Source organism: Streptomyces sp. NBC_00090 (assembly GCF_045160815.1).
In the GTDB taxonomy this organism is placed as follows: Bacteria; Actinomycetota; Actinomycetes; order Streptomycetales; family Streptomycetaceae; genus Streptomyces.
Window position 1 is genome coordinate 2,288,625 of record NZ_CP108224.1, and the last position, 24,239, is coordinate 2,312,863.

The following is a 24,239-nucleotide window of genomic DNA, read 5'->3' on the forward strand; positions in this document are numbered from 1 at the left end:
CGGCTCTGTCCCCTCAGCGATCCCCGGTGCGGGTGATGCGAATGATGCGAATGGTGTGGGTGGTGCGCGTGGTGCGGATGGTGTGGGTGGTGCGCGTGGTGCGGATGGTGTGTGCGGTGCGGATGGTGTGCGTGGTGCCGATCGCGCGGTGGGCGCGGATCATGCGGGACAGCTCCCGGCGGCCTGCTGCCTCCGGGAGCTGTGGGTGCGTACCGCGCCGGGCCTGCCTACAGGTGCGGCAGGATCGCGGGCATCAGGTCCTGGAAGGTGCGCCCGTTGGCCGGGTTGCCCAGGGCGGTCATCTGCCAGCCGGAACCGACCCGGTGCACCTTCGCCATGATCTGGGCGGTGTAGTTGCCGCCGCCGTCGAGGGTGTAGCGCGCGAGCTCCTGGCCGTTCGTCTCGTCGACGAGACGGCAGAAGGCGTTCTGCACCTCCTCGAACGTCTGACCGGTGAAGGAGTTCACGGTGAAGACGATCGTGTCGATGTGGACCGGAATCCGCTGCAGGTCGACGAGGATCGCCTCGTCGTCCCCGCCCTGCCCCGCGCCGCCGACCAGGTTGTCGCCGGTGTGCTTGACCGAGCCGTCGTCGCTGACCAGGTGACGGAAGAAGACCACGTCGACCGGCTGCTTGTCCGCGAAGAGGACGGCCGAGGCGTCCAGGTCGATCTCGCGGGTGCGCTTGCCGAAGAGACCGCGGCGCGGCGCCGCCTGCCAGCCGAGCCCCATCCGCACCTGGGTGAGGCTGCCCCCGCCCTGCTTCTCCAGGCTGATGGCCTGACCCTTGGTCATGTTGACCGTCACGCGTTTGCCCCTCTCGTTACGTTCCCCGCGCCCGCTGTCTCGTGCGTGCGGTTGTCCAGCACCTTACGCAGAGGCACGGACACCACAGGGCCGCGGTCCGGATTTGTGTCGGTCTTGCAACACACCGGACCGCGTCCGGTCAGGCGATTCCCGCCTCCTTCATCTGGCGCAACTCCTTCTTCAGCTCTCCCACTTCGTCGCGGAGCCGGGCCGCCACCTCGAACTGCAGCTCGGCGGCGGCGGCGCGCATCCGCTCGGTCATCTCCTCGATGATCGCGGCCAGTTCGGTGGCCGGCCGGTCGCCGAGCTGGACCGTCGAGCCCGCCTGACCCGCCCTGCCCCGGCCCTTGGTGCCGTGCGCGGCGAGCGCGGGGACCGGCGCCTTGGCGGCCTTCCCGTCCTTCGTCTGGCGGTAGCCGCTGCCGAGCAGTTCCTCGGTGTCGACCTCCTCGCGCGCGATGGTCGCGACGATGTCGTTGATCTTCTTGCGGAGCGGCTGCGGGTCGATGCCGTTGGCCGTGTTGTACGCGACCTGCTTCTCACGGCGCCGGTTGGTCTCGTCGATGGCCTGGGCCATCGCCGGGGTGATCCTGTCCGCGTACATGTGGACCTGGCCCGAGACGTTTCGGGCGGCGCGGCCGATGGTCTGGATCAGGGAGGTCCCGGAACGCAGGAAGCCCTGCTTGTCGGCGTCGAGGATGGCGACGAGGGACACCTCGGGGAGGTCGAGGCCCTCCCTCAGGAGGTTGATGCCGACGAGGACGTCGTACTCCCCGGCGCGCAGTTCGCGCAGGAGCTCGATGCGGCGCAGGGTGTCGACGTCGCTGTGCAGGTAGCGCACCTGGATGCCGAGCTCCAGGAAGTAGTCGGTGAGGTCCTCGGCCATCTTCTTGGTGAGGGTGGTGACGAGGACCCGCTCGTCCCTCTCGGTGCGCAGCCGGATCTCGTGGACCAGGTCGTCGATCTGGCCCTCGGTCGGCTTGACGACGACCTCGGGGTCGACGAGCCCGGTGGGGCGGATGATCTGCTCGACGAAGCCGTCGCCGCGGGAGAGTTCGTACGTCCCGGGGGTCGCCGACAGGTAGACCGTCTGGCCGATCCGCTTCTGGAACTCCTCCCACTTCAGCGGGCGGTTGTCGAGGGCGGACGGGAGCCGGAAGCCGTGGTCGACGAGGGTCCGCTTGCGGGAGGCGTCGCCCTCGAACATGGCTCCGATCTGCGGCACGGTGACGTGCGACTCGTCGATGACGAGCAGGAAGTCCTCGGGGAAGTAGTCGATGAGGGTGTTGGGCGCGGAGCCGGGCTCGCGGCCGTCGAAGTGCATCGAGTAGTTCTCGATGCCGGAGCAGGAGCCGATCTGGCGCATCATCTCGATGTCGTACGTGGTCCGCATGCGCAGGCGCTGGGACTCCAGGTGCTTGCCCTGCTTGTCGAGCTCGGCGAGCCGGCCCTCCAGCTCGCGCTCGATGTCGTTGACCGCCCGCTCCATGCGCTCGGGGCCCGCGACGTAGTGGCTGGCGGGGAAGACGTACAGCTCCCGGTCCTCGCTGATGACCTCGCCGGTGAGCGGGTGGAGCGTGGAGAGGGCCTCGATCTCGTCGCCGAACATCTCGATGCGGACGGCCAGCTCCTCGTACACCGGGAAGATCTCGATGGTGTCGCCGCGGACCCGGAAGGTGCCGCGGGTGAACGCCAGGTCGTTCCGGGTGTACTGGATGTCGACGAAGCGGCGGAGCAACTGGTCGCGGTCCATCTCCTCGCCGACCTTGAGCGGGACCATCCGGTCCACGTACTCCTGCGGTGTGCCGAGGCCGTAGATGCAGGAGACGGAGGCGACCACGATGACGTCCCTGCGGGTGAGCAGGGAGTTCGTCGCGGAGTGCCGGAGCCGCTCCACCTCCTCGTTGATCGAGGAGTCCTTCTCGATGTAGGTGTCCGACTGCGGGACGTACGCCTCGGGCTGGTAGTAGTCGTAGTACGAGACGAAGTACTCGACCGCGTTGTTCGGCAGGAGCTCGCGGAACTCGTTCGCCAGCTGGGCGGCCAGGGTCTTGTTCGGCGCCATCACCAGGGTGGGGCGCTGGAGCTTCTCGATCATCCAGGCGGTGGTGGCGGACTTGCCGGTGCCGGTGGCGCCGAGGAGCACGACGTCCTTCTCGCCCGCGCGGACGCGCCGCTCGAGCTCGGCGATCGCCGTGGGCTGGTCGCCGCTGGGCTGGTAGGAGCTGACGACCTCGAAGGGCGCCACCGAACGTTCGATCTTGGAAACGGGCCGCATGCAACCACCGTACGACCCGGCACTGACACTCGGGCGGTGATCGGCTCACCGCCGGGTCCCCGAGTGTCCTCTCACCAGTCCTGGGAGCGGTGACCGCCCCGGGGGACGCTGCGGCGGGCGGCGCGGCCGGCGGGTCGGGCCGTCCAGTTGGCGGGCTCGCCGTAGGACGGCACGTGGCGCGGGGCGGGTACGCCGGGGCGGTGCACGCTGCGGGCGGCGGGCCGCTGCCAGTCCGGGTCGCCCATCACGAGCAGCGGGTCGAACATGACGACCACGGCGGCGAGGATGAGGAAGACCGCCGGGCCGATCAGCATCGGCAGGAGGAGCGAGGTCGCGGTGTCGCCGGTGCCGACGGCGGCTCTCTCGGTGGCCTGGAGGTGGACGCTGACGGCGGCCATGGCGGTGTAGTGCATACCACTGACGGCGCCGCCCATCACCAGGCTGGCACCGAGGCTGGCCAGAAATCCATGGACGGAGACGGCTGCCCAGAGGGCGGCCGTGGCGGCCACGACGGCGATGACCACGGAGAGCGCGACGGTGAGCGTGTCGTACTCGATGCGGCCGTGGAGGCGCATTCCCGCCATGCCGAGGTAGTGCATCGTGGCGACGCCGAGGCCGGTGATCGTGCCGCCGGTGACCAGGGTGAGGGCGGTGGCTCCGCGGTAGCCGACGATGAAGATCCCGATGCCGACCATGAGGACGGCGACGCCCAGGCTGGCGAAGGTGATGGGGCGGTCGTAGGTGACGGGCGCCTGCTGGACCGAGAAGCCCATCATGGCGATGAAGTGCATCGTCCAGATGCCGGTGCCGATGGAGGTGGCGCCGAGGGCGAGCCAGCCCGCCTTGAAGGAGTCGCGGTGGCGGAGCGACCTGGTGGTGCACCTCAGACCGAGGGCGCCGCCGAGACAGGCCATGATAAAAGCGGCCACCGGCGTGACGAGCCCGTAGCTGAATCCGTCGACCGTGCCCTGCATGAGCGTATGCCCTCCACCCCTGGTGCAACGTCGTCCGAAAACAGTCGGTACCGCTGGGTAGTACTACCGGGCGAGATTATGGCGCGCCGGGGGGTCCGCGACCACGTGACCGGGGAATTTCCGCTCGTGAGACCGGAGCGAGACCGGTCCGTGATCTTGGCGGCGGCTCTCCGCCCCTCTTCGTGACCGGCGGACCCGTTCCCGACCGCGCTGTCGGTGGCGGGTCGTACCGTGGGCGGCATGGACATCGAAACGGAGCCGACGGGCGGGGAGCCGGCCGTCGCGGTGGAGTGGACGGTCGTGGAGAGCGACATCGGTCCGCTCTTCCTCGCCGCGACCGGGCGGGGCCTGGTGCGGGTCGAGTTCCACGCCGACCCGGCGCGGCGGGAGCGGATGCTCGACCGACTGGCGGGGCAGCTCGGGGCGGAGCCGGTGGAGTGCGCCTCCGGGCTGCTCGCGGAGGCGATACGCCGGCTGGACGGGTACTTCGCGGGCGACTCGCGCGCGTTCGACCTGCCGCTGGACTGGAGTCTGACGACCGGCTTCAACCGACAGGTCCTGCGCGAGCTGGCGACCGGCGTGCCGTACGGCACGGTCGTCGGGTACGGGGAGCTGGCGCGGCGCGTGGGGCAGCCGGGCGCCGCACAGGCCGTCGGAGCGGCGATGGGCGCCAATCCGCTGCCGGTGGTGGTGCCGTGCCACCGTGTGGTGGAGAGCGACGGCGGACTCGGCGGGTTCGGGGGCGGGCTGGAGACCAAGCGGCAACTGCTCGCCCTGGAGGGCGTGCTGCCCGCGCCGCTGTTCTGAGCAGGGGCGGGCGAGTGTGCCGAACAGGGGCGGGCACGTGTTCCGAACGGGGGCCCGCGAGCGGGAATGACGAGGGTGGGGGGTGTTCCGCCGAGGTGGGCGTTCCCATGGGGTGGGACGACTGGCAGACTCACGTAAGTGACACACACCCCCGGTGCCCCTGACGCCATCCTGCCCGACGAGATAACCTCCCCCGTCACCGCCGCCGAACTGCCGGCACTGCGGCGGCGGATCCAGGCCGTCCTGATCACCACACAGATCCTCGGCGGCCTCGGCATCGCCATCGGCGTCGCGCTCGCCGCCGTCCTCGCGAAGGACGTCAGCGGCACGGAGGCGCTCTCCGGACTGGCCTCCACGGCGACGGTGGCCGGTCCCGCGCTGCTCGCCATGCCGCTGGCCGCCCTGATGGCCTCGCGCGGGCGCCGGGCGGGGCTCGTCCTCGCGTACCTGCTCGGGGCGCTGGGTGCCGTCGTGGTGGTGCTCGGCGCGGCCCTCGGCAGCTTCCCGCTGCTCCTCGTCGGACTCGTCGGCTTCGGCGCCGGGTCCTCGGCCAACCTGGCGGCCCGCTTCGCCGCCGCCGACCTGGCCGAACCGGACCGCAGGGGCCGGGCCATCTCCACCGTGGTGTGGGCGACCACGATCGGGGCGGTGCTCGGACCGAACATCGCCGCACCCGCCGGGAAGAGCGTCTCGGGTCTGGGCATACCGGCCACGGCGGGCCCCTTCGTCTGGGCGGCCGGCGTCTTCGTCGTCTCGGCGGTCGTGGTGGCCCTCCTCCTCCGCCCGGACCCCCTCCTCACCGCCCGCGCGCTCGCGGATCCCGGGGCGGGCGAGCAGGCGGAGAGCCGCTCCCTGCGCGCCGGCATGCGGGCGGTACGGGAGTCCCCGCAGGCCCGCCTCGCCCTCGTCACCGTCGCCGCCTCGCACACCGCCATGGTCTCGATCATGTCGATGACGCCGGTGGCGCTGACCCACCACGGCGCGGGCATCCAGCTGATCGGTCTCGTGATCAGCGGGCACATCGCGGGCATGTACGCCTTCTCGCCCCTGATGGGCTGGCTGTCCGACCGACTGGGCCGGCTGTCGGTGATCGGGCTCGCGGTCGGTCTCATCTCCGTGGCGGCGCTCATCGCGGGCACGGCCGGACCGAGTCACACCCAGACCGCCCTGGGGCTCTTCGTCCTGGGTCTCGGCTGGTCGGCCGGGCTGGTGTCCGGCTCGGCGCTGCTCACGGACTCGGTGCCGCAGGCCGCGCGGGCGGCCGTCCAGGGCCTCTCCGACTTCGTCATGAACACGGCCGCCGGGCTCGGCGGGCTCGCGGCGGGCCTCATCGTCTCGCAGGCGGGCTACGGGCCGCTCAACGCGATCGCCGCGTGTCTGCTGCTGCCGATGGCGGCGCTCGCGGTACGGGGCGCCCTGCGGAAGGCCTGAGCGTCATCCGTCAGCGCGGCGCCGCCGGGGACGAGGCCCCGGCCGCCAGCCGTCGCGGGGCTCCCTTGCCGTCGGCGGGTACGGACCAGACGGCTCCCCCGTATCCGTACGCGAGCGTGTCCGGGTCCGTCCACAGCGCCTGGTCGTCGATACCGCGCCGCTCGGCGACCGGGTGTTCGCGGCCGGAGCGCAGGTCGTACACGTACAGCCGCCACGGTTCGCGCGGGCCGTCGGACACCCGCTTCTTGAAGGCGATCCGGGTGCCGTCCGGGGAGAGCGAGGGGCATTCGACGTTCTCCCGCAGGGCCTTGGCCGACCAGTTCCTCATGTCGCCCTCGACGAGATGCGTGCGCCCGCCCGTCGAGACCGTGGCGAAGAAGCGGTTGTCGTCGGCGGCGAAGGAGACGCCCCAGTAGTTGACGTCGGGTGCGTGGTACCTGTGTCCGCCGAGGGTGAGCGGGATCTGCTCCATGTTCTTCACCAGGTACCCGGTGCGCAGGTCGAGGATGGACGTGCGGGTCGAGAAGGACGAGCGCGCGTAGGAGTCCCCGGTCGCGAACATCGTCCAGGAGAGCATCTGTCCCGAGGCGGAGACGCGGGCCCTGCTCGGGATGCCCGGCAGGGAGATGCGGCGCACCTCGCGCAACCGCCGGTCGAGCACGAGGGCGTACGAGCGGGCCGGGACGCCCGGCCTGCGGCGGAGGCAGAGGGCGGTGGGCCCGGCCGCGTGGAAGCGGTCGCAGGAGGGCCCGCCCGCCACGCGGCCGCCGGGCGCGGACGGGTCCACGCGCGCGACGCGCCCGGTCGCGGTGTCCCTGACGTGGAGCGCGCCGGGCCGGCCGCCGTCGAGGGTGAAGCCCGGTTCCGCGGTGCCGGTGGCCCCGGCCTGCCGCCCAGAGGCCGCCCGCAGGGTGTAGGCGGTGGCTCCGCCGCCCAGGAGCAGGAGGGCGAGAACGAGGATCCACGCGCGCGCGTGGCGGGACAGGCGGACATCGGTCACGGCGTGCATGGGTCAGTCCTCTCGGAGGGACGAGGGTGCGGCGGGCGGGACACGGGGGTCGGGGTGGGCTCGGGTGGCGGGCCGGACACAGGGGTCGGGGAGGGCTCGGGCGGCGGGCAGCAGACGGGCGGCGGCGCACAGGGCCGCCGCGAGGGCCAGGAGCGCCGCCACGAGAGCCGTCCGGGGCCCGCTCGCCGTCCAGACGGCACCGAACGCGACGGCCGCGCCGAGCCGGGCGAGCGCCTGCGCCGTCTGCACGACCGCGAGGCCGGCGGCCTGGCGCCCCTCGGCGAGGAAGGGGCCGGTCAGCGCCATCAGGACGCCGTCGGTGGCGGCGTAGAAGGTGCCGATCAGCACGAGGACGCCCGTGAGGAGCAGGGCGTCCGGTGCGGGGGCGAGGAGCAGTCCGTAGGCGAGGAGCAGCGCCCCGTGCCCGTACAGGAGCGGCCCGCGCCGCCCGGTGCGGTCGGCGAGGCGACCGGCGGGGACGGCGAGCAGCAGGTAGACGGCCGCGGCGCCGAGCGGCAGGAACGGGAACCAGGTGGCGTCGAGTTCGAGCCGCTGCTGGAGCAGCAGGTACAGGAAGGCGTCGCCGACGGTGGCGGCTCCCAGGAGGGCGGCGCACAGCAGGATCCGCCGGTACGCGGGCGAGTTCAGCGCCGCGAGGACCCCGCCACGCGCGCGTGGCGCCGCTTCGGCGGCCGGCCGGGCATCCGGTGCCTCCGGCCGCCCCCGCCCCACCACGCGTCCCCGCCCCGCCGCACTTCCCCGCCCCGCCGCACGTCGACGCCCCGGGACGAGCAGCACCCACAGCAGGACGCCGAACACCCCGACGCAGAAGCTGACGGCGAAGACCGCCTCGTACGCCTCGGCCGTCGCCCACAGCAGGGCGAAGGCGGCCAGCGGGCCGAGGAGGGCGCCGGTGGTGTCCATGGCACGGTGGGTGCCGAAGGCGCGGCCCAGCTCCTCCGGCGGGCTGTGCAGGGTGATGAGCGCGTCGCGCGGGGCCGTACGGACGCCCTTGCCGAGCCGGTCGGTGGCGAGCGCGGCGGCGATCCCGCCGGCCGAACCACCCGCGAGGAGGAGACCGAGCCGGGAGCAGGCCGAGAGGGCGTAACCGAGCCCGGCGACCTGTTTGTGGCGTCCTCCGCGGTCGGCGGTGGCGCCGCCGAGGATCCGGACGAGCGCGGTGGCGCCGGTGGAGACCCCGTCGAGCAGCCCGAACTGGAGCGGGGAGAGGCCGAGTCCGACGACGAGGTAGAGCGGCAGCACGGCGGTCACCATCTCCGAGGAGACGTCCGTGACGAGGCTGACCGCGCCGAGCGCGAGGACGGTGCCGGGGACGCGCCGCCCACCCCGTGAGGGGGCGGGCGGCGCACCGCGGCGACCGGTGGTCGCGAGGTACATCAGTGGCAGGTGTAGGTCGGACCGGAGTCCTTGACCTGGTCGTCGGTACCGACGTACTGCCAGGTGTAGGTGGTGTCGGTGAGGTCCAGCTTCAGCACGCCGTACGGGCCGCTGATCCGCTTCTGGCTGTTCGGCTGGACCGTCTCGATGTCGTAGGGCTCGGCTCCGCCCATGCCGCCGACGATCTCGACGATGCCGTCGGCGGTGGCGCGCCCGTTCGGGTCCTGTGGGGCGAACCGCTCGTAGTGGTGGTCGTGTCCGTTGAGCACCAGGTCGGCCTTGGCGCCGTACAGGATCTGCCAGACCGGCCGGGAGACGGGGTCGTTGCCGTGGCCGCCGGAGGAGTACAGGGGGTGGTGGAAGTAGGCGGCGAGGCAGCCCTTGGTGTTGCGCGCGAGGTCGTCCTTGAGCCACTGGATCTGGGCGGGGTCGTCGAAGGAGTTGGAGTCGAGGGCGACGAAGTGCCAGTTGCCCTGGTCGTAGCTGTAGTAGGGCTTGCCCTGCGGGTAGGCGATCGCGCCGAAGTACGCCTTGTAGCCGGCGAGGGAGCCGGCCGGGTCGTAGGTCTCGTGATTGCCGGGGACCGGTCGGGTCTTCGCCTTGAAGGCGCCCCAGGTCTTGTCGTAGTAGGCGCGGAAGTCGGAGAGCAGGGCGTCGTCGTACTGGTTGTCACCCATCGTCAGGTAGAAGGACGGGGCGATCCGCTGCGCCAGGGCGGCGGTCCTGGGATGGGCGCAGGAGCTGCTGGAGGCCGTGCACTGGGCGGCGATGTCCCCGGCCGCGACGACGGTGAAGGCGCCGGTGGGCGGGGGCGTGGTGCCGGTCGTGCCGTACACCTCCACCGCGAAGAGTGAGTAGCCGTACGAGGTGCCGCGCGCGGTCCCGTACACGCGCAGGTGACGGCCCTTGCCGGTGAGGCCGGTCCAGTCGTCCGTGCCTCCGTTCCCCGCGGTCTCGGTGGCGAGGCGGGTCCAGGTGGTGCCGTCCTCGGAGATCTCGACGCGGTAGGCCTTGGCGTAGGCGGCCTCCCAGACGAGACGGACGCGGGAGACGGTGGCCGCGGGGCCGAGGTCGACCCGGATCCACTGGGGGTCGGAGCCTTCGGCGCTGGCCCAGCGGGTGGTGGAGACGCCGTCGAAGGCTTTCTCCGGGCCGAAGGTGCTGTCCTCGACGGAGGAGGACGTGGCCGGCCGGCCCTGTGAGATCAGCGGATCGGCGGCGGCGCCTGCCCGGTCCGGGTGGGCGAGCAGCAGTCCGCCGACGAGCAGCAGGACGGCGGTGAGGACGAGGGTCAGTCGGGTGGTGGTGCGGGGGGTGGTGGAGTCGGTGGGGGTGCTGCGCGGTGGTGTGGAGGCGTACAGGCGCATACCTGGGCTCCCTGGCCTGAGGGGTCGGCGAGAGCTGGACACCGGTGCGGAGCACGACGGCCCGGCCGCGCGGCACGGTCCGGGTGCCCGCGCCGCGTGACGCGGCCGGGGGAGACCGCGCCACGTGGTGCGGTCACGGGCGGCCGGCCGGGTGGCGATTCGGGCGCCACGCGGCGGGGTGGTGCTCAGCGGCCGGGTCAGAGCTCTCGCTGAGCGCGTCACACCCGTGGGGACGGGTGCCGCGCCGAGCCGCTGCCCGGATGCTAGCCGATAGGAAGGTTTCCTACCAGACTTTCAACTCCCGTCGAGCCCCATGGAGTTCGGCGGACCCACCGAGTTCGGCGGACCCACCAATTCGGCGAGCCCTACGGAGTTCGGCGACCAGCGGAGCTCGGGACCTCGTACCCCGGAACCAACCTGGGGCGACACGGCCTCAGAGGCTGATGTGGTACGCCTTGCGCAGGGTCTCGTGCACGGTCCAGGTCGTCCGGTCGCCCTCGCGCAGCACGCAGGCGTCGCCGGGGCCGATCTCCAGCGTCTCCCCGCCCTCGACGGCGACCGTCGCCCGCCCGCTGACCACCACGAAGAGCTCGTTGGCCTCGGTGTCGGTGACGACGCCGGGCGTGATCTGCCAGATGCCGCGCAGCTGCTTGCCGTCGGCGGACTCCCACAGCACCTTGCCCGTCACCTCGGGCGTGCCGGAGACGATCTGGGCGGGGTCGAGGGGCTCCACTTCGAGCTCCGCGTCGGAGATGTGCACGGCGAAGGAAGGCACGTCATGTGTCGTCATGGGCGGTGACTGTAGCGGGGGTCCGGAGCGGCCCGAGGGCCGGGACCAGGTGGAATTGTTCACTCCGCTTCGGCTCCTACCAGGCGACTTACCCGAACGCGACGGCGACGACGAATTCCGCACCCCGCTCCGGGCGAGGTGCGCCAGGGGCCCGCGACCCCCTTCGGCGGCGGGACCGGAGACACCGTCACGGATTCCGCAGGAGCCCCCGGGAGCGTGGCAGGAGGTCGCCGGCGAGGTTTGCGGGGCACGCGGTCGCGCCAGGAATGGGACATGTCCACACAGGTGTCCGAAGAGGTACGGGAGGCGCTCCACGAGGGCCGCCCCGTCGTCGCGCTGGAATCGACGATCATCGCCCACGGCCTGCCGCGCCCGCGCAACCTCGCCGTGGCCCTGGAGCTGGAGCAGCTCGTCCGGGCCGGCGGCGCCGTCCCCGCGACCGTCGCGGTGATCGACGGCACCGCCCGGGTGGGCCTGGACCGGACGGCGCTGACCCGGATCGCGGAGGACCCGACGGTACGGAAGCTGGGACACCGCGATCTGGCTCCGGCCCTGGCGACCGGGGCGACGGGCGCGACGACGGTCTCGGCGACGGCCTGGCTGGCGGACTCCGCGGGCGTACGGGTGTTCGCGACCGGCGGCCTCGGCGGCGTGCACCGCGAGTGGAGCGAGACACAGGACGAATCCGCCGACCTGCGGCTGCTCGCCCGGGTCGGGGTCACGGTGGTGTGCGCCGGGGTCAAGTCGATCCTCGACGTGCCGGCGACGCTGCAGCGCCTGGAGACGCTGGGGGTGACGGTCGTCGGCTACGGTACGGAGCACTTCCCCGGTTTCTACCTCTCCTCGTCGGGCGAGCCCGTCGACTGGACCCTGCGGAGCCCGGAGGAGGTGGCGGGGGTGATACGGGCGCAGGACGCGCTCGGCGGGCCGAGGACGGCGCTCGTCGTGGCCAACCCCGTACCGGAGGCGGAGCAGTTGGACCCCGCGCTCCACGACCGGGTCCTCGCGCGGGGGCTCGCGGCGGCGAGGGAGAAGGCGATCACGGGGCAGGCGGTGACGCCGTTCCTGCTCGAATACCTGACGGTGCACACGGACGGTGCCTCCCTGGAGGCGAACCTCGCGGCGGTGCGGGGCAACGTGCGGCTCGCGGCCCGGATCGCGGGGGCGTACAGCTCGGGTGCGTCCGGCTCGGGTGCGTCCGGCTCGGGTGCGCACGGCCCGGGTGCGCACGGCCCGGGTGCGCACGGCTCGGGTGCGTCCGGCTTGGGTACGTACGGCCCGGGTACGTACGGCGCCGGGGCACCCGGCGCGGGCGGCCGGTGAGCCGGTGAGCTCGCGGAGGCGCGCGCTGTTGGTCGTCGGGGACGTGGTGACCGACGTCGTCGCCCGGCACCGGACGCCCCTCGCACCCGCGACGGACACGGCGGCGGAGATCCGGACCCTCCCGGGTGGCGCCGGGGCCAACGCGGCCTGCTGGGCCGTGCGTTCCGGATGCGAGGACGTGCGACTGCTCGGCCGGGTCGGGACGGACGCGGCGGACTGGCACGAGCGGGCGCTGCGGCGGGCGGGGGTGCGCCCGCTGCTTGTGACGGACGCGGAGGCGCCGACGGCCACCGTGATCGCGCTGGTCGACGCCTCGGCGGAGCGGACCTTCCTCACCGACAGCGGCGCGACGCTGCGCCTCTCCCCCGCCGACTGGTCGGCCGGGCTGCTCGACGGCGTGGCCGCGCTGCACCTGTCCGGCTATTTGTTCTTCGCCCCGGCGAGCCGCGAGACGGCCGCCCGGACCCTGCGGGACGCACGCGAGGCGGGGATCCCGGTGAGCGTGGACCCCGCATCCGCCGGGTTCCTCGCGGGGCTGGGCATGGACGGGTTCCTGGCCGCGACGGCGGGCGTCGAGGTGCTGCTGCCCAACGCCGACGAGGCCCGGATGCTCACCGGCGGGCGTGAACCGGAGGCGGCGGCCGCGGAGCTGAGCCGACGCCATCCGCTGGTGGTGGTCACCCTCGGAGCGGCGGGCGCGCTGGTCGCCGAGGGCGGCGCGGTCACGGCGCGGGTGGCGGCGCCCCCGGTGCCGCCGGCGAAGCGGGTGGACTCCACGGGTGCGGGCGACGCGTTCACCGGGGCGTTCCTGGCGGCCCGGCTCGCGGGCGCGGACGCGGTGCGGGCCGCGGAGGCGGGCTGCCGCGCGGGCGCGGAGGCGGTCACCGTCGTGGGCGGCAGACCCCCGGCCTGACCGAAGGAACGCCCCTGGACCGGCAGCACACCCCGAGAAACCCCAGGAACCCCCAGGAACCCCAGGAACCTCAGAAGCCCCAGAAGCCCTAGAAGCCCCGAGTTAGCCCGCGAGCCCGGTCCAGGCCGGGTGGCGCGGGTCGTCGGCGCGTACGACGGCGTCGGCGCTCGCGGCCGGGTCGACCTCCGTCTCGTACCGGGCGAAGGCGGGAAGCGTCCAGGACTCCTCGGTGCGCCGGGCGAGGGCACCGGCCGAGAGCCGCAGGTGCACGGTGAGGTCGAAGGGGAACCAGTGGCCGAGGAGGAACGGCCCGTGCACCACGAGCACCCCACCGGGCGGCAGCGTGACGTACGGGCTGCGGGTCGCTCGGTCCGTGGCCGGATCCCACAGATCGGGCAGTACGCGACCGGTGCCGCCGGGCTCCAGCGGGCCGAAGACCTCGCGCCAGAGGGCCCCGGTATCGGTCCACCCGTCGTAGTACGCGTCCGGGTCCCGCTTCCCGTACTCGTACCGGAGCGATGCCGGCCGCAGGAAGCCGCCGGTACCGACCACATGGACCGCGCGCCCGCGCGCCCGCAGCGCCTCGGCGAGGAGCCCGGCGAGTTCGCCGCCGGGTGCGGCGGGCGGCCCGTCGATGCCGACCTTGAGCCATGCGCCGCCGTCGCCGGGCGTGGCCGCGTCAAGGTGCCCGGCGAGCGTGCCGGCCAGCCGTTCCCAGGTGATCGCCTCGTATCGCATTCCGCTCATCCTGCCCCCTTCCCGCGCCACGGCTTGACCTTGCCACTGGCGTCACTGTTCGACCATCCGACGCATGGACATCACCACACCCACCAGGGTCGTCGTCGTCACCGGCGCGGGCACCGGCATCGGCCGGGCCACCGCGCGCGCCTTCGCCGGACAGGGGGCGACCGTCGTCGCCGTGGGCCGCAGGAAGGAGCCGCTGCTGGAGGCGGCCGAAGGGCACCCCGGGATCCGTCCGTTCGTCGCGGACGTGACGGCGGAGGGCGCCGCCGAGGAGATCGTCCGGGCCGCGGTGACCACGTACGGCCGCCTCGACGTCCTCGTCAACAACGCCGGGATCTCCACCGGCGGCCCGCTCGGCACCCTCGACCGCTCCGTGATCACCCCGCTCCTGGAGACGAACCTCGTCGCCCCCGTCCTCCTCACCCAGGCCGCCGTCCCCGCGCTCAGGGAGTCCAGGGGCGTGGTGGTGAACGTGTCGACGGCGATCGGCCAACGCGGCTGGCCGGCCAACTCCGTCTACCCGGCGACCAAGAGCGCCCTGGAGACCCTGACCCGCTGCTGGGCGCTGGAGCTCGCGCCCGACGGCGTCCGGGTGGTCGCCGTCGCTCCCGGCGCGATCGAGACGCCGATCGCGGAGCACCTGGGCCTCTCCCCCGAGCGGCTGGCGGCGCTGCGGACATGGCAGCTCGCCCACACCCCGCTGGGCCGCATCGGCAGGCCCGAGGAGGTCGCCTGGGCGATCACCTCGCTCGCCGCGCCGGACGCCGGCTTCCTGACGGGCACCGTCCTGCCCGTCGACGGGGGCGGGCTGGTCACGTGATACGACTGCGTGAGGAGGTGGCGCCCTTGCGCATCGGTGAACTGGCCCGGCGGACGGGGGCGTCGCCCCGCGCGCTGCGCCACTACGAGCAGGCGGGACTGATCACGTCGGGCCGCGCGGCCAACGGATACCGGGTGTACGAGGAAGGCGCCGTCGCGCGGGTGGCGAACATCCGGTACCTGCTGGACGCCGGGCTCACCCTGGACGACGTGTCCGCGTTCCGCTCCTGCCTCGACGGGGACGTCCCCTCGGCCGCGCCGTCCGACCTCGGGCTGCGGATCGCGCGCGAGCGACTGGCCGTCCTCGACGCGCGGATCGCGGCGCAGACCGCGGCCCGGGACCGGCTGGCGGCGGCCCTTGCGGGCGCTCAGCCCTGGGCGCAGGCCGGGGCGGGCTCGTCGACCGAGAACGGCGCCCCCTTGGGCATCAGGTAGGTCACGTACAGGACGACCGGCTCCGTGCCGAGGTTCCGTCCGACGTGGACGTGCTTCCCGCCCGAGGGCTCGACGAACGCCTGGCCCGCCGAGTTCACTTCGACCGAGCAGTCGCCGAAGGTCCGGGTGAGCGTGCCGGTCTGGACGACGCCGATGAGCTGTCCGGGGTGGTGGTGCCAGCCGGTGGAGCCGCCGGGGGCGATCGTGATGGTCCGGACGACCACGTCGGTGTCGCCCGTGGGCGGCTCGATCCTCAGCCTGCCGTCCGAGGTGCCCCTGGCGAGCACGTTTCCGCTCACTCCGCTGCCGGGCGTGGCCGGCGCGGCGGACGGCACGGCCGCCACCGTGGCGACCGCGCCCGCGACGGGAAGTGTTCTGCGCCGTCGCGCGCCGCGCGCCGCCTCACGTATTCCCAGCCCCAGCCCCATGGACATCCCCTCCGCGTTCGTGGAGCGGCCGTACGTTCCACGGCCGCCGAAACGGCCATACGCTACCCGGAAGGGGGAGGCCCCGGACGGGAATTCGATCAAGGAACGTGATCAAGGAACTCGGTCGAGGAACTCGGTCAAGGAACTCGGTCAGTGGGCCTCCGCGGCCAACGCCGGGCGCGCAGAAGCGGATCGCTCCAATCCGAGGGTGGCGCGCCCCTCTTCGAGGGTGGCCCGCCCCGACTCGATCGCCTCGGCCAGCGTCAACTCCCCCTCGGCGACGGCGCGGCAGGTCGCCGTGTCGGTCCGCAGCCGGGCGTCGGGACCACCGGACCCGCCACCCTCGTACGCCCCACCCTCGTACACGCCGTCCCCGTACACCCCGTCCCCGTACTCCACGCTCCCGTCGCCACCGACCCGTACGTGGAACTCCCCCTCGTCCAGGCTCACCTGGACCACCCCGGCGCCCAGCTCCGCGAGCGCCCCGAGGAGCGGGATCGCGTACCAGTGCGCGCGGACGGCGTCGGTCGGCCGCGGTTCACCCAGGTCGGGCGCACCCCAGGCGGCGAGCGAGCGCAGCACGGGCAGCAGATCCCGGCCGCGCGGGGTGAGTTCGTACACGGACGCCGAGGCGGGCGGCGGGAGCCGGCGCCGGGTGACGAGCGCGGCGCCCTCCATGTCCTTGAGCCGGCCGGCGAGCATGTCCGTGCTGACGCCGGGCAGGTCGGCGTGGAGGTCGGTGTAGCGGCGCGGCCCGGCGAGGAGTTCGCGGACCACGAGCAGGGTCCAGCGGTCGCCGACGAGGTCGAGGGCGCGCGCGGCGGCGCAGTGCTGGTCGTAGCTGCGGCGGCGTGGCTGACGTGGCATGCGACGCAGTCTAGACATGTTGTTGGACTTTCCAAGCTCTAACTTGGTAAAACCAAGCAACACTCATTCCGGGGACCTGGGGAGGTCGGACATGGAGTTCCGGCAGTCGAGCAAGCTGAGCGAGGTCTGCTACGAGATCCGCGGCCCGGTGATCGAGCACGCCAACGCACTGGAGGAGGCGGGCCACAGTGTCCTGCGCCTCAACACCGGCAATCCCGCGCTCTTCGGCTTCGAGGCGCCCGAGGAGATCGTCCAGGACATGATCCGGATGCTCCCCAGGGCCCACGGCTACACGGACTCCCGCGGCATCCTCTCCGCCCGCCGCGCCGTCGCCCAGCGCTACCAGGCCATGGGCCTGCCCGAGGTCGACGTCGACGACGTCTTCCTGGGCAACGGCGTGTCGGAGCTGGTCTCCATGGCCGTCCAGGCGCTCCTGGAGGACGGCGACGAAGTCCTGATCCCCGCCCCCGACTTCCCCCTCTGGACGGCGGTCACCACCCTCGCGGGCGGCAAGGCGGTGCACTACCTCTGCGACGAATCGGCCGACTGGTACCCGGACCTCGACGACATGGCGTCGAAGATCACCGACCGGACCCGGGCCGTCGTCATCATCAACCCCAACAACCCCACCGGGGCGGTCTACCCGAAGGAGATCGTCGAGGGCATCCTCGATCTCGCCCGCCGTCACGGCCTGATGGTCTTCGCCGACGAGATCTACGACCAGATCGTCTACGACGAGGCCGTCCACTACCCCGCCGCCTCCCTCGCCCCCGACCTGGTCGTCCTCACCTTCGGCGGCCTCTCCAAGACGTACCGGGTGGCGGGCTTCCGCTCCGGCTGGCTGGTCGTCAGCGGCCCGAAGCAGCACGCCAGGAGCTATCTGGAGGGCCTCACCATGCTGGCCTCCATGCGGCTGTGCCCCAACGCCCCCGCCCAGTACGCCATCCAGGCCGCGCTCGGCGGCCGGCAGTCGATCCACGAGCTCACCGCCCCCGGCGGCCGGCTGCGCGAACAGCGCGACCGGGCCTGGGAGAAGCTCAACGAGATCCCCGGCGTCTCGTGCGTGAAGCCCAAGGGCGCCCTGTACGCCTTCCCGCGCCTCGACCCCGCCGTGCACAAGATCCACGACGACGAGAAGTTCGTCCTCGACCTGCTGCTGCGGGAGAAGATCCAGGTCGTCCAGGGAACGGGCTTCAACTGGCCGCGCCCGGACCACTTCCGCATCCTGACCCTGCCGTACGCCGACGACCTCGACGCCGCTATCAGCCGCATCGGCCGCTTCCTGAGCAGCTACCGCCAGTGACGTCCCACCCTCCGGCTGTCATGATCTGAGGGTCCGAAGGATCTTCGGGTACGGACGAGCGAATCGGCCGAGGACTTCGGCCGAGGAAACGGGGAGGGCCGACCGGTCATGGATGTGGCGCTGATAGCCGTGATGGGAACGCTGTTGGGTGTGGTCGCCACGCACTGGTTCCAGGGCCGGGCCACCGAGCGCACGGCCGCGCTCGCCCGGACCGAGCAGCTCCGCCAGGAGCGGATCGAGACGTACAGCGCCTTCGCGGGCGCGGTCGTCGACTACCGGCACAGCCAGAACGACCGCTGGTTCCGGGCCGCCGCCAAGCCCGGATCGAAGGAGGCGGAGGAGTCGCGCCACGCCTCCTACCGGCAGCGCACCGCCGCCCGACAGGCCCTCTTCCGCGTCCAGTTGGTCTGCGACGAACCGGAGACCCGGCGCCTCGCCGAGGCGGCCTTCGTGGAATCCCACTGCATGCACGACGCGGTGGACGAGGCTGACCGCGCCCGCCGGTCGGAGAGGGCGAAGGAGGCACTCGCCACCTTCATCGCCGCCGCCGCGCCCGGCGTCCGCTGAGGGGAGACCGGACGTGGACCTCGTCGCGCCCGTCGTCGTCGAACCGCTCCGGCGCCGCCGCTGTTCCGAGTGTCACCGGGGGCCGCTGGAGCGGATGGTCGTCGAGTACAACGCGCCGGTCTGTCTGGACTGCGCCGATCTCGGACACCTGGTCTTCCTGCGCCGCGGCGACACGGCGCTCACCCGGCGGGCCAGGGAGGGCAGCACCCTCTGGGCCGTGGTGGTACGGCACAACCGGCGCCGTACGCGGTACGAGCGTCAGGGACTGCTCGTCGAAGAGCCGGCGCTGGCCCGGGCTGAGGCGGCCTGCCTGGCGGACGCGGAGGCGCGGGCCAGGCGGCGGGCCAGGGACGCGGTGCGGCGCGCGGCGCTCGACGCCGAGATCACCGCGACGCTGAGGGCCGAGATCCTCCGCCTCTTCCCGTCCTGCCCGGACGACCGGGCCACGGAGATCGCCGAACACGCGTCGACGAAGGGCAGCGGCCGGGTGGGGCGCACGGCCGCGGGCCGGTCCCTCGACCGGGGCGCCGTCACCGCCGCCGTACGAGCCTCCGTACGACATGTCGACACCCCGTACGACGGCCTGCTGATGCAGGGGGTTCCCCGGCACCAGGCCCGGACGACGGTCGCTCCCGCCATCGAGACGGTGCTCCGGGCCTGGCGCCACGGCGCCGAGAACACGCGCGGCCCGGGACGCCGCTGACAGCTCGGGCGTCAGCGCGCGTCGGTCGGTACGCGAAGGCAGGACCCTCAGGCCTGGTCTCCGGCGCGGCGGGCGCGACGGTACATCAGAGCGCCGCCGAGCAGCAGCGCGGCGCTCGCCGCTCCGGCGTATCCGATGGTGTCCGCGCCCGTGGCGGCCAGCGCGACCGACTCGGACTCGCCCTGCGGCGCCGGGGCCGGGGCGGGTACGGGGGCGGGCTTCTCGGTCTCGTCGGTGCGCGGAACCGGCACGTTCCGCACGGGGGTCTGCGGGCGCGGCGTCGGCTTCTCGATCGGCTGCGCGGGCTTGCCGGGGCCGTTGACCGCGGTGTTGCCGATGGCAGGGTTCCCGACGCCGACCACGTTGACCGAGTTCCCGGTGAGGTTCACGGGGAGGTCGATCGGCAGCTGGAGGCCGTTGCCGGAGAGGATGCCGGGGGAACCCTCGGTGTGGGTCTCGGCCGTGGCCCCACCGCCGTTGGAGGAGCCGCCGGTTGAGGAGCCGCCGCCGTGGGAGCCGCCCTGCTCGCCGCCCCGCGGGGTGCCGGGCAGGTCCTTGTGGGAGCGGCCGCCGCCGTCCTCCTCGCCGTAGCCGCCGGGCTCGGGCGCGGCCGACTTGTTGGCACAGCTGTTGCCGGCCGCCGGGTTGAGCAGTCCGACGACGTTGACCGTGTTGCCACAGACGTTGACCGGCACGTGGACGGGCAGCTGGACGGTATTGCCGGAGATCACTCCCGGCGAACCGACCGCGGCGCCCTGGGCGCCGGCGTCGGCGTGCGCGGCGCCCGCCGAGAGTGCGAGCGCTCCACCCGTGACCATCAGTGTGGCCAGACCACTTCGGCGAATCTGCCTCATGGCTTCCTGCCTTCCGGAGTTGTACACGGGCAAGCGCCCGTACCGGAATCAACGCGACAAACACGAATGCCGGATCCGGCGGTGGCGGGATTCACTCCTTCGAGTGGGGAGCCGTTCGAGTGTCGGTTCACGCTCTGCTCACCTTCCCAGCAGGTCGGTGAGGGTGCCGACCGGGTCCGGGTCGGGGTCGCCGCGCGGCCACCAGTCCTCGCGCCCGGTGTCCGACTCATAGCCGTACCAGAGGCCGTCCCGGCCGAGCCGGAGCTGGAGGGATTCGGTGGAGAGACGGTTGCGCCAGGGCCGGAAGGCGGGGAAGTCGGCGGCGAGCAGCGCGGGCCGGGCCCGGTCGAACGGGCCCGCCGGCGGGTCCCAGGGCTCCTCCAGGACGGCGAGGCCCGCGGCGCCGCCCTGCCGCCAGGCCGCGACGGCACGGGCGAGGTCCGTGGGCGTGCGGTCGAGCGCGTACGCCAGGTCGCGGTAGAGCGCGCGGGTCGAGGCGGTGAGCCCGGAGCCGGGGTGCGCGGCGGCCAGCCGTACCGCGTCCTGCCAGGGGGTGAGCGCGGCGACCGGGTCGTGCCCCGTCGCGAGGAAGGTGTGGGCGCGGACGGCCGCCTCGCTCGCGAGGAGGTCGAGGGCGAGCGGGTCGGGGGCCTCGGGGTCGGGCGGGAAGACGGCAGGCCTGCCGGGCCGGTCGGGGAGCGGCAGTGGGGGCGGCAACGCAAGCAGCCCCGCACCGGGCGCACCGGACGCACCGGGCACACCGGGCGCCGTCGCGGCGAGCGCGGCGCGGGCCGGGACCGTGGGCATCGGCGGTGCGGCGGCGGTCGTCTCGGCGGCGGAGCGGGCCGCGTTGCGCCGGGTGAGCTCGGCGAGCAGCTCCTGCTCGCCGCGGCCGCGCATCAGGAAGAGGACGAACGGGTCCTCGTCCAGGAGCCGCGCCGCCTGGTAGCAGAGGGCGGCCGCGTGCTTGCAGGGGTAACCGTCGTCCGGGCAGGAGCAGTCGGGGACGAGGTCCCCCGGCGCGGGCAGCAGGCCGGTGACGGCCTCCAGGGCGTGCGGCACGTCCTTGTCGAGCAGGGCGGCGATGTGCTCGGGGCGCGCGGTGGCCTCGTCGAGGAACCGCTCCCAGCCGTCGTCGCCGAGGGTACGCATCCTGATCTCGGTGCGGTACGGGCGGGTGCGGCTGCCGTGGACGTAGGCGACGACCCGGCCGGGGGTGACGGTGATCGCGTCGACGTGCCCGCGCCCGGCGTACGCCTTGCCGCGGGCGAGGCGGGCCGGGTCGAGGGCGGTGTCCTCCAGCGCCTCCACCCAGGCGTTGCCCCACCAGGTGGCGGCGAACCGTCCGTCGGGTGCCTCGCGGGGCGCGACCTGCGGGAAGCTGCGGCGGCGGTCGTCGTGTCGGGGGGCGGCCCCGCGGGTGCCGCGTGCGTGGTTCACGAGGGCCTCCTCAGGGACACCAGATCGGCCAGCTCACGGTCGGTCAGTTCGGTGAGGGCCGCCTCGCCCGAGCCGAGGACGGCATCGGCCAGGGCCCGCTTGGCGCGGAGCATCTCGGCGATGCGGTCCTCGACCGTGCCCTCCGCGACGAGGCGGTGGACCTGCACGGGCTGGGTCTGTCCGATCCGGTAGGCCCGGTCGGTGGCCTGCTCCTCGACCGCCGGGTTCCACCAGCGGTCGTAGTGCACGACATGGCCGGCCCGGGTGAGGTTGAGGCCGGTGCCCGCGGCCTTGAGCGAGAGCAGGAAGACGGGGATCTCGCCGGCCTGGAAGCGGTCGACCATCCGCTCGCGCTCGGCCACCGGGGTGCCGCCGTGGAGCAGTTGGGCCTGGATGCCGCGCGCGGCCAGGTGGTCGGCGAGGAGCCTGGCCATCGACACGTACTGGGTGAAGACGAGCACGGATCCGTCCTCGGCGAGGATCGTGTCGAGGAGCTCGTCGAGCAGGGCGAGCTTGCCGGAGCGGCCGGACAGCCGGGCGGTGCCGCTGCCGCGCGGGGCCTCCTCCTTGAGGTACTGCGCGGGGTGGTTGCAGATCTGTTTGAGGGAGGTCAGCAGCTTCATCACGAGGCCGCGGCGGGCCATGCCCTCGGCGTCCTCGATCTGCCCCATGGTCTCGCGGACGACCGCCTCGTAGAGCGAGGCCTGTTCCCTGGTGAGGGAGACGGGATGGTCGGACTCGGTCTTGGGCGGGAGCTCGGGGACGATGCCGGGGTCGGACTTGCGGCGGCGCAGCAGGAAGGGCCGTACGAGCCGGGCGAGCCGCTCGACGGCCTCCGCGTGCTCGATCTCCTCGTTGTTCTCCACGGCCCGGGCGTGGCGGGAGCGGAACGCCTTGAGCGGGCCGAGGAGACCGGGGGTGGTCCAGTCGAGGAGCGCCCAGAGTTCGGAGAGGTTGTTCTCCACGGGTGTGCCCGTCAGGGCGACCCGCGCGGGTGACGGGATCTCGCGCAGCGCCCTCGCGGTCGCCGAGAACGGGTTCTTGACGTGCTGGGCCTCGTCGGCGACGACCATCCCCCATTCCTGCGCGGCCAGCCGGGCGGCGCTGGTGCGCAGGGTGCCGTAGGTGGTGAGGACGAAGCCGCCGTCCCCGTCGAGGTCCCGGTCGGCGCCGTGGAAGCGGCGCACCGGTGTGCCGGGCGCGAACTTCTCGATCTCCCGCTGCCAGTTGCCGAGCAGGGAGGCCGGGCAGACGACGAGGGTGGGGGCGCGGCGGGCACGGCGCAGATGGAGGGCGATGAGCGTGACGGTCTTGCCGAGGCCCATGTCGTCGGCGAGGCAGCCGCCGAGGCCGAGCGAGGTCATCAGGTCCAGCCAGGCGAGGCCGCGGAGCTGGTAGTCGCGCAGGGTGGCGGTCAGGCCGGGCGGGGCCTGCACGGCCTCGGGGCCGGCCATGAGCCGGTCCCGGAGGGCGGCGAGCGCCCCCACGGGAACGGCGGGGACGGTCTCGCCGTCCACCTCCGCGGTGCCGGTGAGGGCGACGGCGAGGGCGTCGACCGGTTCCAGCAGGCCCAGTTCGCGCTTGCGGGCCTTCCGGACGAGGTCGGGGTCGACGACGACCCACTGGTCGCGCAGGCGCACGACGGGCCGGTGGGCCTCGGCCAGTTGGTCCATCTCTCGCTCGGTGAGCGGATCGCCGTCGAGTGCCAGCTGCCAGTTGAACCGCAGGAGCTCCTCGCTGTCGAAGAAGGCCGTCCCCTCGGTCGCGGAGCCGGGCGCGGTGAGGGCGGGGCGGACGACGGCCGAGGCGCTGAGCGAGCGGGCGAGTTCGCGCGGCCAGTGGACGGCGACCCCGGCGTCGGCGAGCCGGGCCGCGGCGGGGCCGAGGAGTTCGTACAGCTCGTCCTCGGAGAGGGAGAGGACGTCGGGGACGTCCCGCTCCAGGAGCCGGGCCAGCGGGGGCCAGACGCGGGCGGCCCGGCGCAGGGCGAGGACCGCGTCGATCCGGGCGCGCGGCCCGAAGTGCTCGCCCTCCCCCGCCCAGAGGGCCAGGGCGTCGATGACGAGGGTCGGGTCGGCGAGGCTGTGGATCTGAAGGATCGCGGCGGCGGCCCGGCGCGTGTCGCCGCCCTGTCCGGAGGCGGTGTCCTCTCCGTTCCCTCCGGAGGCGGTGTCGGTGGTGTCGGCGGTGTCGAAGAGTTCGTACCCCGACAGATCGAGGCGGAGCGAGACCCGTACCCCCGCGTCCATGCCGGCCGCCGCCTCCGCGGCCCAGGCGCGCGCTCGGGGCAGGTGCTGGGGGGCACGGGCCGCGAAGGGCGCGCCGACCGCGTGGGCCGCGGCCGGCGTACGGGGCAGGGTGTCGGCGACCGCGTCGAGGAAGGCCCGCACGAGGGCCTCGGGCTCGGGCAGCCGGAGGGGGCCGCGCCCGGGGACGGGCACGGCGTGCGCCTCGTACGGCATGGCCGCGGCGACGGCCCGCAGGTGGGCGATGTCGTCGGCGTCCAGCGGGCCGGCCCGCCAGGCGTCCAGGTCGTCGGCGGTCAGTCCGGGCAGCAGTCGGCCTCGGGCGGCCAGCTGCAGGGCGTGCAGCGCGGCGGCTCCCCAGCAGGCGGTGGCGGGGTGCGCGGCCGCGTGGTGGCGGGCCGCGACCAGATGGGGCAGGGCCTCGGCGACGGGGAGGGCCACGGCGGGGACGACCCGGGTGCGCACCCCGCTTCCGTGCCGCCGGACGACGGTCAGCTCCACACGCTCCGGGCCTTCGGGGGCGCCGGGATCCGCATCGGCGGAAGAGGACGCGGAATCGAACTGAGGCTGGGGTTGGGGCTGGGGTTGGGAGGCACCGCCGCCTCCGGAGGCACCGCCGGACGTGCCCAGGTCCGGCAGCGCACCTCCGTCGGGGGCCCAGAAGGCGACCCGGCCCTCGCGGGGAAGGGCGGCCGGGAGGAAGACGGCGGCGCTGGTGATCCAGGTGTGGGGCACGG

23 protein-coding genes are annotated in these 24,239 nt (G+C 73.5%); 9 read left to right on the forward strand and 14 right to left on the reverse strand.

What is annotated here, in order from left to right:
- Positions 1–13: 13 nt before the first annotated feature.
- The 4 genes from OG361_RS10100 to OG361_RS10115 form a co-directional block, all read right to left on the reverse strand.
- Entirely contained in the window at positions 14–163 is a 150-nt protein-coding gene (locus OG361_RS10100) for a hypothetical protein (protein WP_405853014.1), read from the reverse strand.
- 64 nt (positions 164–227) lie between these two features.
- Positions 228–806: a TerD family protein gene (locus OG361_RS10105; RefSeq protein ID WP_384565514.1), complete on the reverse strand. Its 579-nt coding sequence runs from the start codon at positions 804–806 to the stop codon at positions 228–230.
- Positions 807–945: 139 nt separating this feature from the next.
- A complete protein-coding gene (gene uvrB, locus OG361_RS10110; protein ID WP_405853015.1) occupies positions 946–3,084 on the reverse strand; it encodes an excinuclease ABC subunit UvrB in 2,139 nt (712 codons plus the stop codon).
- Between the two features lie 71 nt (positions 3,085–3,155).
- Positions 3,156–4,058, reverse strand: coding sequence for an MHYT domain-containing protein (locus tag OG361_RS10115; RefSeq protein WP_405853016.1), 903 nt, complete (start codon positions 4,056–4,058; stop codon positions 3,156–3,158).
- A 240-nt stretch (positions 4,059–4,298) separates the two neighbouring features.
- Between OG361_RS10115 and OG361_RS10120 the strand changes: the two genes are divergently transcribed.
- Both OG361_RS10120 and OG361_RS10125 read left to right on the forward strand, forming a co-directional pair.
- On the forward strand, positions 4,299–4,865 hold the full coding sequence (locus OG361_RS10120) for a methylated-DNA--[protein]-cysteine S-methyltransferase (RefSeq protein WP_384565522.1): 567 nt from the start codon (positions 4,299–4,301) through the stop codon (positions 4,863–4,865).
- 138 nt (positions 4,866–5,003) lie between these two features.
- Positions 5,004–6,296: an MFS transporter gene (locus OG361_RS10125; RefSeq protein ID WP_405853017.1), complete on the forward strand. Its 1,293-nt coding sequence runs from the start codon at positions 5,004–5,006 to the stop codon at positions 6,294–6,296.
- A 10-nt stretch (positions 6,297–6,306) separates the two neighbouring features.
- On the opposite strand, the gene OG361_RS10130 is transcribed toward OG361_RS10125, so the two are convergent.
- From OG361_RS10130 to OG361_RS10145, 4 genes are all read right to left on the reverse strand, one after another.
- Positions 6,307–7,305, reverse strand: a complete 999-nt coding sequence (locus OG361_RS10130) for a hypothetical protein (protein WP_405853018.1) — start codon at positions 7,303–7,305, stop codon at positions 6,307–6,309.
- A gap of 3 nt (positions 7,306–7,308) precedes the next feature.
- Positions 7,309–8,703, reverse strand: a complete 1,395-nt coding sequence (locus tag OG361_RS10135; RefSeq protein ID WP_405853019.1) for an MFS transporter — start codon at positions 8,701–8,703, stop codon at positions 7,309–7,311.
- Positions 8,703–10,070, reverse strand: coding sequence for a discoidin domain-containing protein (locus OG361_RS10140; RefSeq protein ID WP_405853020.1), 1,368 nt, complete (start codon positions 10,068–10,070; stop codon positions 8,703–8,705). The genes OG361_RS10135 and OG361_RS10140 overlap by 1 nt, the downstream gene beginning before the upstream one ends.
- A gap of 433 nt (positions 10,071–10,503) precedes the next feature.
- Entirely contained in the window at positions 10,504–10,860 is a 357-nt protein-coding gene (locus OG361_RS10145) for a cupin domain-containing protein (protein ID WP_405853021.1), read from the reverse strand.
- 273 nt (positions 10,861–11,133) lie between these two features.
- Between OG361_RS10145 and OG361_RS10150 the strand changes: the two genes are divergently transcribed.
- A complete protein-coding gene (locus OG361_RS10150) occupies positions 11,134–12,183 on the forward strand; it encodes a pseudouridine-5'-phosphate glycosidase (protein WP_405853022.1) in 1,050 nt (349 codons plus the stop codon).
- Positions 12,184–12,187: 4 nt separating this feature from the next.
- A complete protein-coding gene (locus OG361_RS10155) occupies positions 12,188–13,096 on the forward strand; it encodes a carbohydrate kinase family protein (RefSeq protein WP_405853023.1) in 909 nt (302 codons plus the stop codon).
- A 102-nt stretch (positions 13,097–13,198) separates the two neighbouring features.
- Here OG361_RS10155 and OG361_RS10160 read toward each other — a convergent pair whose 3' ends face one another.
- Complete coding sequence (locus OG361_RS10160; RefSeq protein WP_405862179.1) at positions 13,199–13,834, reverse strand: uridine kinase; 636 nt, start codon at positions 13,832–13,834, stop codon at positions 13,199–13,201.
- Positions 13,835–13,907: 73 nt separating this feature from the next.
- Between OG361_RS10160 and OG361_RS10165 the strand changes: the two genes are divergently transcribed.
- Positions 13,908–14,660 (forward strand): SDR family NAD(P)-dependent oxidoreductase, encoded by a 753-nt coding sequence (locus OG361_RS10165; protein WP_405853024.1) that lies wholly within the window; start codon positions 13,908–13,910, stop codon positions 14,658–14,660.
- A 26-nt stretch (positions 14,661–14,686) separates the two neighbouring features.
- Positions 14,687–15,094, forward strand: coding sequence for a MerR family transcriptional regulator (locus tag OG361_RS10170; protein ID WP_405853025.1), 408 nt, complete (start codon positions 14,687–14,689; stop codon positions 15,092–15,094).
- Here OG361_RS10170 and OG361_RS10175 read toward each other — a convergent pair.
- Together OG361_RS10175 and OG361_RS10180 are read right to left on the reverse strand one after the other, a co-directional pair.
- Positions 15,028–15,522: a cupin domain-containing protein gene (locus OG361_RS10175; RefSeq protein ID WP_405853026.1), complete on the reverse strand. Its 495-nt coding sequence runs from the start codon at positions 15,520–15,522 to the stop codon at positions 15,028–15,030. The two genes, OG361_RS10170 and OG361_RS10175, sit on opposite strands and share 67 nt — an antisense overlap.
- Positions 15,523–15,672: 150 nt before the next feature.
- Positions 15,673–16,389 (reverse strand): winged helix-turn-helix transcriptional regulator, encoded by a 717-nt coding sequence (locus OG361_RS10180; RefSeq protein ID WP_405853027.1) that lies wholly within the window; start codon positions 16,387–16,389, stop codon positions 15,673–15,675.
- A gap of 91 nt (positions 16,390–16,480) precedes the next feature.
- Between OG361_RS10180 and OG361_RS10185 the strand changes: the two genes are divergently transcribed.
- The 3 genes from OG361_RS10185 to OG361_RS10195 all read left to right on the forward strand — a co-directional run bounded on the left by OG361_RS10185 (position 16,481) and on the right by OG361_RS10195 (position 18,962).
- Entirely contained in the window at positions 16,481–17,692 is a 1,212-nt protein-coding gene (locus tag OG361_RS10185; protein WP_405853028.1) for a pyridoxal phosphate-dependent aminotransferase, read from the forward strand.
- A gap of 108 nt (positions 17,693–17,800) precedes the next feature.
- Positions 17,801–18,259, forward strand: a complete 459-nt coding sequence (locus OG361_RS10190) for a hypothetical protein (protein ID WP_405853029.1) — start codon at positions 17,801–17,803, stop codon at positions 18,257–18,259.
- A 13-nt stretch (positions 18,260–18,272) separates the two neighbouring features.
- Positions 18,273–18,962, forward strand: a complete 690-nt coding sequence (locus OG361_RS10195; protein WP_384565559.1) for a DUF2293 domain-containing protein — start codon at positions 18,273–18,275, stop codon at positions 18,960–18,962.
- Positions 18,963–19,009: 47 nt separating this feature from the next.
- Here OG361_RS10195 and OG361_RS10200 read toward each other — a convergent pair whose 3' ends face one another.
- The 3 genes from OG361_RS10200 to OG361_RS10210 form a co-directional block, all read right to left on the reverse strand.
- On the reverse strand, positions 19,010–19,816 hold the full coding sequence (locus tag OG361_RS10200; protein WP_405853030.1) for a chaplin: 807 nt from the start codon (positions 19,814–19,816) through the stop codon (positions 19,010–19,012).
- A 138-nt stretch (positions 19,817–19,954) separates the two neighbouring features.
- Positions 19,955–21,256 carry an SWIM zinc finger family protein gene (locus tag OG361_RS10205; RefSeq protein ID WP_405853031.1) on the reverse strand — a complete coding sequence of 434 codons (1,302 nt, stop codon included), beginning with the start codon at positions 21,254–21,256 and terminating at the stop codon, positions 19,955–19,957.
- Positions 21,253–24,237, reverse strand: coding sequence for a DEAD/DEAH box helicase (locus tag OG361_RS10210; RefSeq protein WP_405853032.1), 2,985 nt, complete (start codon positions 24,235–24,237; stop codon positions 21,253–21,255). The genes OG361_RS10205 and OG361_RS10210 overlap by 4 nt, the downstream gene beginning before the upstream one ends.
- Positions 24,238–24,239 lie beyond the last annotated feature (2 nt).

Excerpts from the sequence above, each read along its gene's own strand:
- OG361_RS10175 (WP_405853026.1), bottom strand. The coding sequence starts at position 15,522 with ATGGGGCTGGGGCTGGGAATACGTGAGGCGGCGCGCGGCGCGCGACGG.
- OG361_RS10150 (WP_405853022.1), top strand. The coding sequence starts at position 11,134 with ATGTCCACACAGGTGTCCGAAGAGGTACGGGAGGCGCTCCACGAGGGC.
- OG361_RS10165 (WP_405853024.1), top strand. The coding sequence starts at position 13,908 with ATGGACATCACCACACCCACCAGGGTCGTCGTCGTCACCGGCGCGGGC.
- OG361_RS10130 (WP_405853018.1), bottom strand. The coding sequence starts at position 7,305 with ATGCACGCCGTGACCGATGTCCGCCTGTCCCGCCACGCGCGCGCGTGG.
- OG361_RS10120 (WP_384565522.1), top strand. The coding sequence starts at position 4,299 with ATGGACATCGAAACGGAGCCGACGGGCGGGGAGCCGGCCGTCGCGGTG.
- OG361_RS10145 (WP_405853021.1), bottom strand. The coding sequence starts at position 10,860 with ATGACGACACATGACGTGCCTTCCTTCGCCGTGCACATCTCCGACGCG.
- OG361_RS10190 (WP_405853029.1), top strand. The coding sequence starts at position 17,801 with ATGGATGTGGCGCTGATAGCCGTGATGGGAACGCTGTTGGGTGTGGTC.
- OG361_RS10135 (WP_405853019.1), bottom strand. The coding sequence starts at position 8,703 with ATGTACCTCGCGACCACCGGTCGCCGCGGTGCGCCGCCCGCCCCCTCA.
- OG361_RS10140 (WP_405853020.1), bottom strand. The coding sequence starts at position 10,070 with ATGCGCCTGTACGCCTCCACACCACCGCGCAGCACCCCCACCGACTCC.
- OG361_RS10180 (WP_405853027.1), bottom strand. The coding sequence starts at position 16,389 with ATGCCACGTCAGCCACGCCGCCGCAGCTACGACCAGCACTGCGCCGCC.
- OG361_RS10200 (WP_405853030.1), bottom strand. The coding sequence starts at position 19,816 with ATGAGGCAGATTCGCCGAAGTGGTCTGGCCACACTGATGGTCACGGGT.
- OG361_RS10160 (WP_405862179.1), bottom strand. The coding sequence starts at position 13,834 with ATGCGATACGAGGCGATCACCTGGGAACGGCTGGCCGGCACGCTCGCC.
- OG361_RS10185 (WP_405853028.1), top strand. The coding sequence starts at position 16,481 with ATGGAGTTCCGGCAGTCGAGCAAGCTGAGCGAGGTCTGCTACGAGATC.
- OG361_RS10115 (WP_405853016.1), bottom strand. The coding sequence starts at position 4,058 with ATGCAGGGCACGGTCGACGGATTCAGCTACGGGCTCGTCACGCCGGTG.
- uvrB (WP_405853015.1), bottom strand. The coding sequence starts at position 3,084 with ATGCGGCCCGTTTCCAAGATCGAACGTTCGGTGGCGCCCTTCGAGGTC.
- OG361_RS10100 (WP_405853014.1), bottom strand. The coding sequence starts at position 163 with ATGATCCGCGCCCACCGCGCGATCGGCACCACGCACACCATCCGCACC.